14 protein-coding genes, 1 pseudogene and 1 riboswitch are annotated in these 15540 nt (G+C 32.3%); of the genes and pseudogenes, 5 read left to right on the top strand and 10 right to left on the bottom strand.

Features of this window, described 5'->3' with window-relative positions:
* The first annotated feature begins 607 nt into the window (after window positions 1-607).
* Entirely contained in the window at window positions 608-2059 is a 1452-nt protein-coding gene (locus tag EQ029_RS01815; protein ID WP_057504900.1) for an APC family permease, read from the top strand.
* 53 nt (window positions 2060-2112) lie between these two features.
* On the opposite strand, the gene EQ029_RS01810 is transcribed toward EQ029_RS01815, so the two are convergent.
* Window positions 2113-3450 carry an aspartate aminotransferase family protein gene (locus EQ029_RS01810; RefSeq protein WP_037537345.1) on the bottom strand — a complete coding sequence of 446 codons (1338 nt, stop codon included), beginning with the start codon at window positions 3448-3450 and terminating at the stop codon, window positions 2113-2115.
* Between the two features lie 241 nt (window positions 3451-3691).
* On the bottom strand, window positions 3692-4507 hold the full coding sequence (locus tag EQ029_RS01805) for a MetQ/NlpA family ABC transporter substrate-binding protein (protein WP_053038669.1): 816 nt from the start codon (window positions 4505-4507) through the stop codon (window positions 3692-3694).
* A gap of 112 nt (window positions 4508-4619) precedes the next feature.
* A riboswitch (SAM riboswitch) is annotated at window positions 4620-4726 on the bottom strand.
* A gap of 147 nt (window positions 4727-4873) precedes the next feature.
* Here EQ029_RS01805 and EQ029_RS01800 point away from each other — a divergent pair.
* Both EQ029_RS01800 and EQ029_RS01795 read left to right on the top strand, forming a co-directional pair.
* Window positions 4874-5299 carry a hypothetical protein gene (locus EQ029_RS01800; RefSeq protein ID WP_016930668.1) on the top strand — a complete coding sequence of 142 codons (426 nt, stop codon included), beginning with the start codon at window positions 4874-4876 and terminating at the stop codon, window positions 5297-5299.
* A gap of 199 nt (window positions 5300-5498) precedes the next feature.
* Window positions 5499-6125 (top strand): LPXTG cell wall anchor domain-containing protein, encoded by a 627-nt coding sequence (locus EQ029_RS01795; RefSeq protein ID WP_210423035.1) that lies wholly within the window; start codon window positions 5499-5501, stop codon window positions 6123-6125.
* A gap of 39 nt (window positions 6126-6164) precedes the next feature.
* Here the strand turns inward: EQ029_RS01795 and EQ029_RS01790 are convergent, their stop codons facing one another.
* From EQ029_RS01790 to EQ029_RS01780, 3 genes are all read right to left on the bottom strand, one after another.
* On the bottom strand, window positions 6165-7490 hold the full coding sequence (locus EQ029_RS01790; protein WP_048668166.1) for a putative glycoside hydrolase: 1326 nt from the start codon (window positions 7488-7490) through the stop codon (window positions 6165-6167).
* 316 nt (window positions 7491-7806) lie between these two features.
* Window positions 7807-8553 (bottom strand): HAD family hydrolase, encoded by a 747-nt coding sequence (locus EQ029_RS01785; RefSeq protein ID WP_011274778.1) that lies wholly within the window; start codon window positions 8551-8553, stop codon window positions 7807-7809.
* Between the two features lie 185 nt (window positions 8554-8738).
* On the bottom strand, window positions 8739-9221 hold the full coding sequence (locus EQ029_RS01780) for an AAA family ATPase (protein ID WP_016930664.1): 483 nt from the start codon (window positions 9219-9221) through the stop codon (window positions 8739-8741).
* Between the two features lie 173 nt (window positions 9222-9394).
* Here EQ029_RS01780 and EQ029_RS01775 point away from each other — a divergent pair, with 173 nt between their 5' ends.
* Window positions 9395-10285, top strand: a complete 891-nt coding sequence (locus tag EQ029_RS01775; RefSeq protein ID WP_011274776.1) for a fructose bisphosphate aldolase — start codon at window positions 9395-9397, stop codon at window positions 10283-10285.
* A 201-nt stretch (window positions 10286-10486) separates the two neighbouring features.
* On the opposite strand, the gene EQ029_RS01770 is transcribed toward EQ029_RS01775, so the two are convergent.
* From EQ029_RS01770 to EQ029_RS01760, 3 genes and pseudogenes are all read right to left on the bottom strand, one after another.
* Entirely contained in the window at window positions 10487-11065 is a 579-nt protein-coding gene (locus tag EQ029_RS01770) for a PadR family transcriptional regulator (RefSeq protein ID WP_037570947.1), read from the bottom strand.
* A gap of 109 nt (window positions 11066-11174) precedes the next feature.
* Window positions 11175-11417 carry a YciI family protein gene (locus EQ029_RS01765; RefSeq protein WP_227486370.1) on the bottom strand — a complete coding sequence of 81 codons (243 nt, stop codon included), beginning with the start codon at window positions 11415-11417 and terminating at the stop codon, window positions 11175-11177.
* A gap of 114 nt (window positions 11418-11531) precedes the next feature.
* Window positions 11532-11924: pseudogene (locus EQ029_RS01760) on the bottom strand (family 1 glycosylhydrolase); the annotation flags it as partial.
* Between the two features lie 219 nt (window positions 11925-12143).
* On the opposite strand from EQ029_RS01760, the gene EQ029_RS01755 reads away from it, so the two are divergent.
* A complete protein-coding gene (locus EQ029_RS01755) occupies window positions 12144-12848 on the top strand; it encodes a GntR family transcriptional regulator (RefSeq protein ID WP_048668171.1) in 705 nt (234 codons plus the stop codon).
* 58 nt (window positions 12849-12906) lie between these two features.
* Here the strand turns inward: EQ029_RS01755 and lqo are convergent, their stop codons facing one another.
* Both lqo and EQ029_RS01745 read right to left on the bottom strand, forming a co-directional pair.
* Entirely contained in the window at window positions 12907-14400 is a 1494-nt protein-coding gene (gene lqo, locus EQ029_RS01750) for an L-lactate dehydrogenase (quinone) (protein ID WP_048668172.1), read from the bottom strand.
* Window positions 14401-14709: 309 nt separating this feature from the next.
* Window positions 14710-15540: a pyruvate, water dikinase regulatory protein gene (locus EQ029_RS01745; protein WP_049426432.1), complete on the bottom strand. Its 831-nt coding sequence runs from the start codon at window positions 15538-15540 to the stop codon at window positions 14710-14712.

The raw sequence follows: 15540 nt of genomic DNA, 5'->3' as shown, positions 1-15540 counted from the left end.
TTCATTATTTCATTGTTGCTAGTAATCTCAGTTAGGGATACATATTTAAATGCGAGATGGGAGTCTTCTATCTATGTCAATTGGTGTAATAAATCATAAAGTTCAGCACTATTATGCTAATACAATATAAGGGGATGGATTTACTACACGAAATAGAAGCATTTAAATATGATGTAACTTTATTACATGACTAATTATAGTATGTTCTGAACTATTAATAAAATACATATTTTCGATAGAACCTATTCCATAATGGAATAGGTCAACAAACTTTAATTTTTTAGTAAAATACCACTAAATAAAGGTCTAATTACTTGACTTATTGTGTGTTTTTAGTATGTTAATCCCGACCAAAAGACCACTTTTTATATTTTATGGATGATTTTACTCTTTTTTGTTGTTTTTATTTCTTATTAATCTGTTATAATCAAATCTATCATTTAAAATTTCCTTGTTACACTCTGTCATTTTATAAAAAGTAAGAAAACTTAAAATTTTCAGAAATTTTAGACAAAAATACAAAGTTTTGTGCTAATATAATAAATATTCTAGAGATAACAAGCTAATCTTATAACTCAATATATTAAGTAAGTGGAGGTTCATGATTATGGCCAGTTTTTTCAAAAATTTAACTCGAAAAGAAGATCCCACAATCTATCAAAATAAAGATGGTCATTTAAAACGTACATTACGCGTTCGAGATTTTCTTGCATTAGGTGTTGGTACGATTGTATCAACTGCAATTTTTACATTGTCTGGCGTTGTAGCCGCTGAACATGCAGGCCCTGCTGTTGCATTATCATTCTTACTTGCAGCGATTGTTGCAGGTTTAGTTGCCTTCTCATATGCCGAAATGGCATCAACAATGCCTTTCGCCGGTTCAGCTTATTCTTGGATTAACGTTTTATTTGGAGAATTTTCAGGTTGGGTCGCAGGTTGGGCACTTTTAGCTGAATACTTTATTGCCGTAGCCTTTGTAGCATCCGGATTCTCTGCCAATTTAAGAGGACTCGTATCACCATTAGGTATCGTATTGCCTAAAGCATTATCGAATCCATTCGGAGCTGATGGTGGTGTGATTGATATTATCGCTGCTGTTGTAATCATTATTACTGCAATCATTTTATCACGTGGTATGACTGAAGCAGCACGTGTAGAAAACGTCTTAGTTATCTTAAAAGTATTTGCAATCGTATTGTTCATTATCGTAGGTTTAACTGCTATCCAAGCATCTAACTATGTTCCGTTTATTCCAGAACATAAAGTGACTGAAAATGGTGATTTCGGTGGTTGGCAAGGTATTTATGCTGGGGTTTCTATGATTTTCTTAGCTTATATTGGATTTGATTCAATCGCAGCCAACTCTGCAGAAGCTATCAACCCACAAAGAACAATGCCTCGTGGTATTCTTGGTTCATTAGCTGTCGCTTTAGTATTATTCGTAGGTGTAGCTTTAGTATTGGTTGGTATGTTCCATTATTCTAAATACGCTGGTAATGCTGAACCTGTAGGTTGGGCACTTCGTCAAAGTGGCCACGGTATTATTGCTGCTGTCATTCAAGCTATTTCAGTAATCGGTATGTTCACCGCTTTAATTGGTATGATGTTAGCAGGATCACGTTTATTATATTCATTTGGTCGTGATGGTTTATTACCACCTTGGTTATCAAAATTAAACCATAAACATCTACCAAACAGAGCACTTTTAATCCTAACTATTATTGGTGTATTAATTGGTTCAATGTTCCCATTTGCATTCTTGGCACAACTTATCTCAGCAGGAACATTAGTCGCATTTATGTTTGTGTCTCTTGCAATGTATCGTTTAAGAAAACGTGAAGGTAAAGATTTACCTGAACCATCGTTTAAAGTACCGTTCTTCCCTGTACTACCAATAATCACATTTATTTTAGTATTACTTGTATTCTGGGGATTAAGTTTCGATGCTAAACTATATACTTTAATTTGGTTCGTTGTTGGTATCATAATCTATTTAAGTTATGGTGTTCGACATTCTAAGAAAAATGAAGAAGAGGACTACGTCGTACCAAAAGATTAATACAAATGAAAAAGCACCTGTCTCATCGATTGAGATAGATGCTTCTTTTCGTGTTACCAGCCTTGACCATCAATATTATAATTATTCAGTTGTCCATCTTGTAACGCTTGCAATGCATTCTCTATTGTATTTAAAGCATAATCTAATTGTTCATACGTAATAACTAATGGTGGTTGGAAACGTAGTACATTACCAGCTACTGCAATCAATACAAGACCATGATCAAAACAATAATTACATATTTTAAGTGCTTCTTCAGAAGCTCTCGTCTTAGCTTGTTTATTTGATACGATATCAATACCAATTGATAAACCTTTACCACGCACATCTCCAACGAAATCATAATCATTCACCCATTGATCCATTCGCTTGCGCACGTAAGCCCCTTTTTCAGAACTAGCAGTTAATAAATCTTCATCTTCAATCATACCTAATGTAGCTAAAGCCGCTTCACAACTTACAGGATTCGCACCAGTTGTAAATAGATGTGCCGGTGCCTCAAGTGTCTCTATGATTTCTTTACGACCAACAATAGCAGACATCGGTAATCCACCTGCTAGTGATTTACCAAATGTAATTAAATCCGGTGTGAAATTAAAGTGATCAATTGAACTCCATGTACCAGTTCGCCCTAACCCCTGTTGAATATCGTCTACAGCAATTAGAATACCATGTTCACGGCATAACGCTTCTAATGCCTCAAAGTAACCATCTACAGGTTCTAATAGACCTCCGTCACCTTGGATTGTTTCTACAACAATACAAGCCACTTCTTCCGCTGGCACATATTTCGCAAACATTTCTTTTAATGGTGCAAGATACTCTTCAACTGTATTTGCATTTGGCTGCTCATACATCCCTCTATATTTATCAGGGAATGGAATATGATAAAATCCATTCAATAATGGTCCATAATGTTTGCGCATATTTAAACTAATGGCAGACATGGATAATGATCCAAATGTTGACCCATGATATGCATTTGTAAAACTAATAATGTAAGGGCGTCCCGTATAAGCTCTCGCAAATTTTATAATACCGTCATTCGCATCAGACCCACTTAATCCAAACGTTACACGTTTTTCATAGTCACCTGGAGCAATTTCACAAAGCTTTTTAGATAATTTCACTGCTGGTTCATGATACATATATGCTGGTGTATAATGAATAAATTTCTCAGCTTGTTTCTTTATCGCTTCAGTAACTGGTTTAGGTGCGTGTCCTACATTTTGTGAACTTGCACTTGATAATAAATCAATATATTCTTTACCATCCACATCTACTAGTGTCGCACCATAACCATGGTCAATGGCTAATGGATAGTATTTTATTCTCCCTGATGCGGCGAAGTATTTCCCATCTTCATTAATTAATTCCTCTGCTTTACTCATATCGGCTCATCCTCCCAAGATAGACCATCCCTTTTGCTTCCCTCTATTTGAAAAGTTCTCCGGCCCTCTAAATAAACACTATTTAAGTGATAATATTCAATATATTACTAATAATTGTCAGATTTGTAAATATTTTCTGAATAATCAAAATAATTAAAGTTTATAATTTTTGGTATTTATTATTTTCTTTTTAAAAAGAACCCACAAAGCTATTACTTTGCGGGTAGTTTAATATGGATAATTATTTACTTTCGTATGGAATTACATCGTCTCCATATTCTTTCTTAATATAATCTTTAATTTCTTTCGATTGCATAACTTTTAATAATTCTTGGAACTTTTTATCTTTTTTATGTCCTTCTTGTACAGCAATAATATTGGCAAACGGAGATGATTTACCTTCCATAACAATTGCATCTTTAGAAGGTTTCAAACCATTATCGATGGCATAGTTAGAATTCATAATCACTGCTGCTCCTTCACCGTTTTTATATGTCTTTGGTAAAAACTCAGCCCCTTGTTGATGATTGAATTTTAAATTCTTTTTATTTTCAGCGATATCTTCAAACTTAGCATCTTCAATTTTGACACCTTTTTTCAACTTAATGAGACCTTCATCTACAAAGAATGATAAAAATCGTCCTTCTTCCGCTGGATTATTTGAAACATAAATCGTTGAACCTTCAGGAATATCTTTTAGATTTTTATATTTTTTACTGTATACGCCCATTGGAGTTGTAAATACTTTACCTAATTCTTCTATTTTATATCCATGACTCTTCTTTTCAGCTTTTAAATAAGGTACATGTTGGAAGAAGTTCGCATCTATATCACCTTTATCTAATAGTTTATTTGGCACTTTATAATCATTTACCTCTTTAATTTCTAAATCATAACCTTTTTTCTTTAATTGTTCTTTAGCTTTCTTCAACACATCTCCATGGGGTGCAGGTGAAGCAGCAACCGTAATTTTTTTATTACCCTCTTTATCTTTGCCACATCCAGCTAATACAATAACTAAAACTAAAATACTTATAACACTTAACCATTTTTTCATGTATATCGACACCTCTTTTTTAATAATGATTCAATTACACTTCAACTCTTAAATAGTTAGAAGACATAAAAAAATACTTTCTATTATTTAAGAGAAAGTATCGATACACTTTCTCTTATCTCTTAAAGTATTGTCTACTTTATGTGAATTAGCACCATTTCGTTTAACGACGGTTGCTGGGCTTCTTAGGGCACATCCCTCCACCACTCTTGATAAGAGTTAACAAGTTTTATTGAATTGATATCATATTAGCATTGGATTTTGTCTTGGTCAATATCATTTTTTAAATATTCTAAATTTTTAAAATGTGTGATTCACATTGCCATAGGGAATAGTTTGTTAAACTCATTTGAAGGATGGATAATTATGATACGATACGGCTACCACTTTCTTAGTGCATTACTGATTAGCATTTTATTATTGCTTATCATGTTTACTATGGATGTCGTAACACACACGACGCACCTAACCTTGTTATTAATCAATATCGATTTCATTGCTGACCCAAATCAAACACCACTGATTTTAGAACTATTGATTCATATTGTCATTGGATTTTTAATTTACATCACATTTCTAATTATTTATAAATTTTTCAAACCTTTTTACAAAATAAGTTATTTATTACTGATCATCATTTTTCTAATATTATATCCATTACTTATTCTATTGGCACAACGTTCATTTTTTCAATTTAGTTGGACAGAATACGGTTTATGGATGATTGCACATTTGATTTTCACTGTTTGCATGGCATGGTCTATCCCTTACTTTTCTAAAAAGAAATGGTAAGTTAGCATCATTAAATTTAGTATCACGATTACTTATATTCATAAAAACTTTAATATTGTAAATCTAACTTTACAAATATGTCATTCTTTAAGCTAATTTAAAGTTTCAATATGGTTTACTTTAAACCCCTATTTTAATTAATTCTGAGTGTTACACTAAGGCTGTAAAAGATAAATAATGAAATGGGGTTTTCATTGTGATGAAGGTTTCTCTATTTGCGTCAACACTTATTTCAAGTACAGTATTATTAACTGCTTTTAGTGGACATCAAGCTTTTGCTGCTGATATCGTTACTAAGAATAACGCACAAGAAGTTGCTTCAGAGGCGTTATCAAATAGTGGAGGTAATCCAGATTTACAAAACTTTGGAAAAGTAATCGACAAAGGGGACTATTTTGAAATTAAAAGCCATAATAAAGCAAATGCTGGTTTAGGGGTTTATAAAGTTCATAAAAATGGCCAAGTCGAATATAAAAATGATAAATATAGTAACTTTAATCAACTTCAAAGTGGAGAAACATATGTTGAACACGGTATTGCAAATGCTGCTGAATTAGATGATCTAAAGGAAGAAGCATCTAAAATTAATTCTGTAGATTGTGCGCGTGAATTAAATTCATATTATGTCGGTAACGTTAAATCTAACGAAGTGCCTTCGTCTCAATCAGTAAAAAAACAAGGTAACCATAATAGCACAAATGCTCAATCTTCATTACCTGAAACTGGTCATTCAGACAGTGAACAATCCATTCAATTATTAGGTAGCATTTTCTTATTACTAGGCGGTGCGTTAGTAGCTAAACAATCTCATAAAAAAATCTCATAGAAAAAACGAGATGACTTCAAAGTCATCTCGCCTTTTTTATTATTGATTGCTGTTCCCATTCTCTTCAGTACTATCTTTTTTATTGTCGTCTTTATTGTCTTGCTGTTTTGTATCTTGCTCTACACCTTCTGGGTCACGTTCTTTCGCGCTACCTTTTTTAGGATTATAGTTTGCACCTTCAGTATATTCGTTACCCGCATTCCATAGTAAGAACTCATTCACACCATTATCTTTTAAAGCCTGAACTTGTTCAGATACTGCTTTGGCATCATAATCAATATAATTACCATCACCTAAATATGATGCTGTGAAATCTTGAATCCATGGACGAGAAATTGGTTTTTTCTTACCTAGTGAATCTAGTAAACTATTTTCTTTTTGAATGTATCGATTTACTGTTTTGTACGGTTCTGTATCCGGAGCATCTAAACCAAAGTCACCGTTACTCCAATGTGAAGGATAAATCATTGATGAAATCGCATCTACATTTTCAGACATTTTAGGGAAACTTTGACCAATGCCTGGTGCGTTTTTAACTAATGCAGAATAGCCAAATACGTCTGCCGATACGTTAACACCCATTGGTTTCAACTCTTTATTAGCATGTTCTAAGAATTTTGTAATTGTATCAACACGTTGATCACCTGAACTTAACTTGCTATTTTTGTAGTCACCCTTACTATAAGTTAAACTGTCTGCTTCATTTTCAAAGCCTTCTGGGAAACGCACATAGTCAAATTGGATATCTTGGAATCCAGCTTTAGCTGCTGCTTTAGCGACAGTAATATCATAATCCCATACTTCCTTCATGAATGGGTTAACAAAGCTATCGCCTTTACCATTAGTCCAAACTGACCCATCACTTTCTTTAAATGACCACTCAGGATGTTCTTCAGCTAATTTAGTATCCTTAAATGTAACGATACGAGCAATTGGATAAATATTGTTATTATGCAATTTTTTCAACAATTTCTTACCATCTACAATATCTAATGTGTTCTTATCTACTTGTTTATTTCCAGTGTTAAGTTTCATTGTGATATTACCTTCATCATCTTTAACATCGATAACCATTGTATTTAATTTAGAATCTTTAATGAACTTAATTAATTCATCAATCTTATCGCCTTCTGTCGAATTGCTTGTGACATAAATACCTTTAACGCCATCTTTAGGGTAATCGACTTTATTCTCATTCTTATTTTTGTCATTATTCTTTTTTAATTTCTCGCTTTGACTGTTAGTTTGTTCGTTCTTCTGGCTGTCCCCTTTTTGCCCGCTACTAGATGAATTATCACCATTACTGCACGCAGCGAGTAACAAAGCACTTGTTGTTAATACAGCAAATATTTTGTTCTTTTTCATTCCCTTAGCCTCCGAATATGCTTTATATGTATAATTAGGCTCTCATTATTTAGAATAGTAAGCGATTTAAATAGTTTAATTATCCTAAATAAGAGAACCTAACTTTCTTATAGAATAGCATACTTTATGTACTATTAATCAATTTGGCAAAATTTTATATAATAAATCATCTAATATTTGCATACATTTAATTTTTTAAAATTAATGATACCCTGATTATGTTACAAGAGTTCTGAGATGAGAATTGTCCATCACGCATAAAAATAGAGTGTACAGAAAATAGTTACTTTCTATACACTCTATTTTTCATATTAAACTAGTTATAAATTGTTAAATCTTTATATTCATCATCAAGGAGCTTTTTTAATAGAACTTCTATATTATCTTCGCAACAATAAAGACCATCTTTTACATTTAATTCTGTATCTTTATCAGAATTCGTTAACCAAATGGCAGCCATATTAACATTTAACGCTCCCATGATGTCATTTCTATAAGAATCTCCTATAAACAAGCACTCTTCAGAATTAACGTTTAATCTAGACGTGACATTTAAAAATGCTTTAGGATCAGGCTTTTCGCAACCTATATTTTCAGATATAAAAATATTCTTCTCAAAAATTGTTCTAATATCGAGATTATCAATTTTAGTGTTCTGTTCTTTAATCTTTCCATTAGTAAGTATGGCGATGTTTACATTTTCTTTCAAGGTCATAAGTAAATCATTCATTTTTCTATTAACAGTTATACTAGACAGTAGCTTAGTAAAAAAGGATTCGAAATACTCGTTAGCTTCTTCGCGAGAAATATTTATATCAAAATGCTGTAAAGTTTTAATTAGTCTTAACTCTCGCAATTCATCTAAGGTAATAACCCCTTCATCATGCTGTTTCCAAAAGTATAAATCATATTTTTCAAATAATTTCATAAAGTCACTATAATCTATATCTTTAAACAACGTATACGTTTCAAACGTATCTTTATTCGCTTTTATCCATAATTTATTAAAAGAAAATAGCGTATTATCTAAATCAAAAATAACCAATTTTACTTTTTTAATCATTACTCACACGCCTTTTTAAATGAATGAAGGGTTCAAAAACTCCCTACTTTAAAATAAATGATAACATAAAACGAACTATCATTCACATTTTATATAAATAGTTCGTTTTTATGTCGTTAATAATAAGAAACTATGTTAAATATTTGTAGGTATTTTTTAAACTAATGACCATCTTAATGATTATGTTATAAGTTTTTGAGACTTGAATTACTTATAACCCATTTAATATGATCTTGCGTTTTCAATTGTTGTAACTTGATGAATTCATTATTATTTTCAGGAAATTGCCACACATATTTTATAAATTCAAAACTAATTGTATTCGGATTACCCCCAATACGATGACGTTTCAAATTGTGAATAATCACCCTTTTTATGACACGGTAAATACACTTCCATCTAGGTTCTTTTAACCATATAACGTCAGTTGCTCTCTTCAACCTTAAAGGTAGTGTGTCCGAATAATTACCATCAATAATCCAAGTATTTTTAGCAATAATTTGATTAAGCTGTTCAATTAATTCTTCTTGACTAATCGTCGTTTTGTTATCAATCCAATTGATGATATCCATATGATATAAAGGTATGCCATACATTTTATGTAAATGATGAGCTAATGTCGATTTACCAGAGCCTGGACTTCCAATAATTAAAATACGTTTTTCCATTTTCCCCTCACTTAATAAGATTTATTTACTTTATTATCGCTAAATACGTCTAATTTATGAAACTATAAACTGTAAAATATGAATTTTCAATAAATATAAGTTTTATAACTTGAGAATGATCTTTATTTTTATCATAATAAATATGAAAGTTAATTAAAGGAGTGGAAAGAGTAATGAATAAAGAACAATTAGAAAAAATGACAAATGGGAAAGGTTTTATCGCAGCATTAGACCAAAGTGGCGGTAGTACTCCTAAAGCATTAAAAGAGTATGGTGTAAACGAGGACGAATATAGCAATGATGACGAAATGTTCCAACTTGTGCACGATATGCGTACTAGAGTTGTAACTTCACCTTCATTCTCTCCAGACAAAATTTTAGGTGCTATCCTTTTCGAACAAACTATGGATCGTGAAGTTGAAGGCAAATACACTGGTGACTACTTAGCAGACAAAGGTGTTGTACCTTTCTTAAAAGTCGACAAAGGTTTAGCTGAACAACAAAACGGTGTTCAATTAATGAAACCTATCGATGATTTAGACGATACTTTAGACCGTGCAGTTGAACGTCATATCTTCGGTACTAAAATGCGTTCTAATATCTTAGAATTAAATGAACAAGGTATCAAAGATGTTGTTGAACAACAATTTGAATTCGCTAAAAAAATCATTGCTAAAGGTTTAGTACCAATCATTGAACCTGAAGTTAACATTAACGCTAAAGATAAAGCTGAAATTGAAGAAGTATTAAAAGCTGAACTTAAAAAAGGCTTAGATGCTTTAAACGATGATCAATTAGTAATGTTAAAATTAACTATCCCAACTAAAGCTAACTTATACAAAGAATTAGCAGATCATCCAAATGTTGTACGCGTGGTTGTATTATCAGGTGGTTACAGCAGAGACGAAGCTAACAAATTATTGAAAGACAATGATGAATTAATCGCAAGCTTCTCACGTGCATTAGCAAGTGACTTACGTGCTAGCCAATCACAAGAAGAATTTGATAAAGCATTAGGTGACGCAGTAGATTCTATCTACGACGCATCAGTAAATAAAAACTAAGGTGCGAAGAAAAGCGTTCAGATCGTGAGCAATAACGAGCTATGAGCAAAAATCGCTCTTTGATTTTAGCGATTAGCGTATTATTGTCAAACGATCTGCTTTTCGTAGCCCGTTTATCATTCCGGCGAAGTGCTCTACAACTTCACTCGAATATTTAAAAGCCGACTGGTTATTTCAACCGGCCGGCTTTTCTAATATTCACTATTTATAGAAACGTTCTAATTTTTGTTTAGTTTCCTCAATAAATACATTTAATTCTTTTTGTTTTTCTTCATCTTGTAATGCGCTTTGACTTGCTTTCATAAATCCATGAAATAATCCTTGTAATTGTTCACGAGATGCTTTCATCTGTTCAAAATCTACATTTTTAAATTGTTCTAAGCGTTTTGTAAATTCATCTTGGTCTACATTCTCTTTTAAAAAAGTTTTACCTTCATCTGTAATTGTGTAGATTTTTTTGTTACCTTCTTTAGAAATCGATACAAAGTCTCTATCTTCCAACATTTGTAATATTGGATAAATTGAACAAGGACTCGGTGAATAGAATCCTTTGAAACGTTCTTCTAAATCCTTAATGATTTGATAACCATGACGTGATTCCTCTTCTAACATTTGTAAAATTATAAATTGTAAATTTCCCTTTTTGAAGAATCTATCTCGACCTCCACCACGGCGTCCAAAACCACCAAATCTCTCAAATCCTTGTGGCCCTTTACTTCTACCAAATTGTTCAAAATGATCCATTCTTTGTCTTATATCTTGCATATGTCTTCTAAACATCATTAAAATCACCTTTTTTATTTAAATAATTACTTTTTCGATATATCGTTATGTTTTTTTACAAAAATAAATACCACCCCAACAAACCCTGTCAGAATAGTATTTACGATTATTCTTCATCATTAAATTCCTCGTTTGTGAGTTGCTCGAGATTACCGAATAATGGTTTCCACTCTTCAATGGTATAATTTGAAACCAATCCCTTATACCAAAATGGATCTTTCTCAAGTAATGTCATTAATTCGTCTCGATTTTTAACTTTAAATATTAAATAAGCTTCTTTTATATCTTTCCGCGCATTCACTGTAGGACCAGAAACGATTAAATGTCCTTGTTTGATTAATTTTTTCAAATATAAAACATGTGGAACAACGTACTTTTTTCATCTTTTTAAATCAGTGTGTTCAAATTTTACGATGTAGTGTTTCATCGAATGCCTCCTCTAAACGTGAATCAATACTTTACCAAATTTACCCCCAGTGATAACAGGTTGAATGTTATATTTTAATAACTCATCAAATAAGTCATCATAGAATTGTAAACCTTCCTCATTGGGTTCAACTTCGTCACCTTTTGGAAAAATTCGAGTCCAAGCAATTGATGTTCTTAAGCATTTTAAACCCATGTCACTAAACATTTTCACATCTTCTTTATAACGATTGTAGAAATCAATGCCAACATGATTTGGATAATATTTGTCAGGTTCTACATCTTGCGTAATTTCACGTGCTTTACCGTGTGCCCCAGCTGTCATAACATCAATGACACTTAGTCCTTTTCCACCTTGGTCATAGCCACCTTCGAATTGATTAGCCGCTAAAGCGCCACCCCATAAGAAATCATTAGGTAATTTAGACATGTTCCAAAACTCCTTTATAATTTTTTCATTAGTGTTTTACTTTTTAACTACTTTCATAATCTTATCATTAACAACAATACGAAAGCCTTTTCAAAATCTATTGTAATTATACCGGTACAATTTGTAAACAGAATAATCAAAATTATACCGGTACAATTTACTAATAGTGTTTTACATTTGTTATAATAAAAATAAATTACGCATTAAGGGAGTCAAATGATGTTAAAGTACGAACGAATTGCTCAAGATATTACAAGTGCCATTGCAAATGATGAATATAATGTTGGTGATAAACTTCCAAGTGTCGAACAATTAAAAGCACGATATGAGGTTAGCAAAAGTACCATCATTAAAGCATTAGCGATACTCCAAAGAGATGGTATGATTTTCCAAACAAGAGGCAGTGGAATTTATGTACGAAATAAAAATAAATCAGGGTATATCAACCTTTTGAAAACAAAGGGTTTCTCAGATAATCTGCAAGGCCATCAAATCACAAGTAAAGTTTTAACGTTTGAAACGATAAAACCTAATGATGAAGTAAGAGCGCACTTACGTTTAACGGAACAAGATGAAGAAGTTTATTATGTCGAACGTATTCGCTATTTAGATCATAACCCTTTATGTATTGAAACATCTTACTTCAATAAAACATTAGTTACTCACCTTGATCATGACAGTGCAGAACATTCAATATTCGACTATCTTCAAGCACAGCTTAAGATTAATATCGGTTTTTCTGATATCTATTTCTATATTGATTTTCTTACTGAACGTGAAGCACCACAATTGGATCTCAATCCAAATGATCCTTGTATGCGTCATGATTTAACCTTTTACACTAATAAAGGACTACCTTTTGATTATTCAAAGATTGTTTATCATTATAAATACGCCAACTTCTTTATACCTATAGAAAGTTAAAAAAAGAGTCGCTTGAGCTATAAACTCTCAAGCGACTCTTACTTATTATTAACACATCTTATTTAGCGTCTTCATAGTATCCTAATTCAAGATCTTTAGACGTTTGACGACGTATTTTTCTCATTAATTCAACATCTTCAATTAATGATTGACCGTATGATGGAATCATTTCTTTAATTTTAGCATTCCATTGGCCGATTTGTTCTGGGAAGTTTTTCTCAAGAACTTCTAAAGCTACTGATACTGAAGTTGATGCCCCTGGTGATTCACCAAGTAAAGCAATCACTGAATGATCTTCAGAGTTAACCACTTCTGTACCGAATTGGATAAATCCTTTACCTTCTTTTTCAGTGTCTTTAATTACTTGTACACGTTTACCTGCTGTGTATAATTCCCAATCTTCATCACGAGCTTCAGGGTAGAATGTACGTAAGTGGTTCATACAGCCCTCTTTAGTCATGATAATTTGATCAAATGAATATTTAATCAATGGTAAGTTTTTAACTGCAGCAGCTAACATCGTTGTAATATTATAAGGTTTAATAGATTTAAATAAATCTAAGTTTGAGCCATTTTTAAGGAATTTAGGTCCAACGTTCGCAAATGGTCCAAATAATAAAGTACGTTTACCTTCGATGTAACGTGCATCAAGGTGAGGTACTGTCATTGGTGGTGTGCCTGGTGGTTCTTTACCATATACTTTCGCATCATGTGCTTCAATCACTTGTGGATTAGTACATGTTAAGAATTGACCAGTAATAGGGAATCCACCTAAATGTTTACTTTCAGGGATACCTGTTTTTTGTAGTAATGGAATTGCAGCACCGCCTGCACCAATGAATACATAGTCAGTAACTTCTTCAAATACGTTACCAGTTTTAAGATCTTTGATTTTAACTCGCCATTTACCATTTGATAAACGTTCAAAGTCAAGTACTTGGTGACTATATTTAACTTCAACATGCTCGTCTAATTCTAAGTGTCGTGACATTTTACGTGTTAATTCACCAAAGTTAACGTCAGTACCTTCGTCGATTTTACTAGCGGCCATTTTGCCGTCATCAACGCGACCTTTCATCATTAATGGAATCCATTTTCTCATTACTTCAATGTCTTCAGTATATTCGATGTTATCGAACATTGGTGATTGTTTCATTGCTTCGTAACGTTTCTTCAAGAATTCTTTATTGTTAACGCCTCTAACAAAACTAATGTGTGGAAGAGGATTAATAAATTCTCTTGGATTCTCGATATGTCCTGCTTTCACTAAGTGACTCCAGAACTGTTTTGAAATTTCAAATTCTTCGTTGATTTCTTTCGCTTTATCAATGTCAATTGAACCATCAGGTTGTTGAACAGTATAGTTCAATTCACAAAGTGCAGCATGACCAGTACCAGCGTTGTGGCGTTCATTAGAACTTTCTAGACCTGGTCGATCCATACGTTCATAAAGCTTGATATTCCAATTAGGCTCAAGCTCATTTAACATAGAACCAAATGTTGTACTTAAGACACCCGCACCAATTAAAATGACGTCTTTTGATTCTGCCATGGTTGTACACCTCTCCAAATTTATTAGTTAACAATTAAAAAGTTATTACTTACTACTCTTTCTCCCTAATATAAAGTAATACCTTTTTATATTAAGATTGTTAAGCCTTTCATTTCTATGTTAAAACAAATATGGTAAATTGTAAATCGGAGAACCTTAATTAAAATTATTTTTTTATATATAATTGAAAGCATTAACGCTACCTAATTTTAAAATAAAAACACTTAGTCACAAATATGCAACTAAGTGTTTTTATTTATCGACTTTCTACTATCTAAACTGCAATCAAAGACTTCTTTCTTCTTGCAATTACAATTTAGGTTGTAAAAACTTCTCAATATAGAATGCTGACTCTTCAATCGATTTATATTCCGTATTGATAACAGTCGCATTTAATTTCTTAAAGACTTCCTCAGCATATACAAGTTCTTTCTTAATACGATCCAAGTTATTGTATCGTGATTCACTAGATAAACCTAACGTTTCCGCACGATTCTTTCGTATGTTTGCAATATACTGTGGACTCGCAGTTAATCCAAATACTTTTAACCCTTTTTGTTTATAAACATTATCAGGAATTTCAATTTCAGGTACCAATGGAATATTAGCTATTTTATAACCTTTGTTAGCTAAATACATACTTAATGGTGTTTTAGATGTTCGTGACACACCAACAATTAATGCATCCGCTTCACCTATATCAGTAAAATGTTTACCATCATCGTATTTAACAGAGTATTCAATCGCTTCAATACGCTTGAAATATTCATCATTTAATTTACGTAACGCACCACTCTCCATAAGCGGTTGACTGTGTGTTACCTTCTTAATAATACTGATTAAATCAGACATGTAGTCAACATAAGGAATATCATGTTCATGTGCAAATTGATGTCCCAATGCATTAAAGGATTCACTTACTAACGTCGTCGCTACAATCGCATGTTGTTCACGTGCTAAATTTAAAATATTTAAGAATTCCTCTTCATCTTTAATATATGGAAATTTCTTAATTTCAACATTATGCAAATCAGGGAATTGTGTTAATGTTGCATGAATCATTCGTTGTGCTGTTTCGCCAATGGAATCTGATACGATAAATAACTTTAGAATTTGTTCATTTGATTGAGTTTCGTTCAC

Origin of the sequence: Staphylococcus haemolyticus (assembly GCF_006094395.1) — a bacterium.
Classification (GTDB): Bacteria; Bacillota; Bacilli; order Staphylococcales; family Staphylococcaceae; genus Staphylococcus; species Staphylococcus haemolyticus.
Note: the sequence above shows the minus strand (reverse complement) of the source record. Positions and strands in the feature narration are given on the sequence as shown.

Excerpts from the sequence above, each read along its gene's own strand:
- EQ029_RS01790 (WP_048668166.1), bottom strand. The coding sequence starts at position 7,490 with ATGAAAAAGAACAAAATATTTGCTGTATTAACAACAAGTGCTTTGTTA.
- EQ029_RS01815 (WP_057504900.1), top strand. The coding sequence starts at position 608 with ATGGCCAGTTTTTTCAAAAATTTAACTCGAAAAGAAGATCCCACAATC.
- EQ029_RS01800 (WP_016930668.1), top strand. The coding sequence starts at position 4,874 with ATGATACGATACGGCTACCACTTTCTTAGTGCATTACTGATTAGCATT.
- EQ029_RS01810 (WP_037537345.1), bottom strand. The coding sequence starts at position 3,450 with ATGAGTAAAGCAGAGGAATTAATTAATGAAGATGGGAAATACTTCGCC.
- EQ029_RS01795 (WP_210423035.1), top strand. The coding sequence starts at position 5,499 with ATGAAGGTTTCTCTATTTGCGTCAACACTTATTTCAAGTACAGTATTA.
- EQ029_RS01785 (WP_011274778.1), bottom strand. The coding sequence starts at position 8,553 with ATGATTAAAAAAGTAAAATTGGTTATTTTTGATTTAGATAATACGCTA.
- EQ029_RS01780 (WP_016930664.1), bottom strand. The coding sequence starts at position 9,221 with ATGGAAAAACGTATTTTAATTATTGGAAGTCCAGGCTCTGGTAAATCG.
- EQ029_RS01755 (WP_048668171.1), top strand. The coding sequence starts at position 12,144 with ATGTTAAAGTACGAACGAATTGCTCAAGATATTACAAGTGCCATTGCA.
- EQ029_RS01805 (WP_053038669.1), bottom strand. The coding sequence starts at position 4,507 with ATGAAAAAATGGTTAAGTGTTATAAGTATTTTAGTTTTAGTTATTGTA.
- lqo (WP_048668172.1), bottom strand. The coding sequence starts at position 14,400 with ATGGCAGAATCAAAAGACGTCATTTTAATTGGTGCGGGTGTCTTAAGT.
- EQ029_RS01775 (WP_011274776.1), top strand. The coding sequence starts at position 9,395 with ATGAATAAAGAACAATTAGAAAAAATGACAAATGGGAAAGGTTTTATC.
- EQ029_RS01770 (WP_037570947.1), bottom strand. The coding sequence starts at position 11,065 with ATGTTTAGAAGACATATGCAAGATATAAGACAAAGAATGGATCATTTT.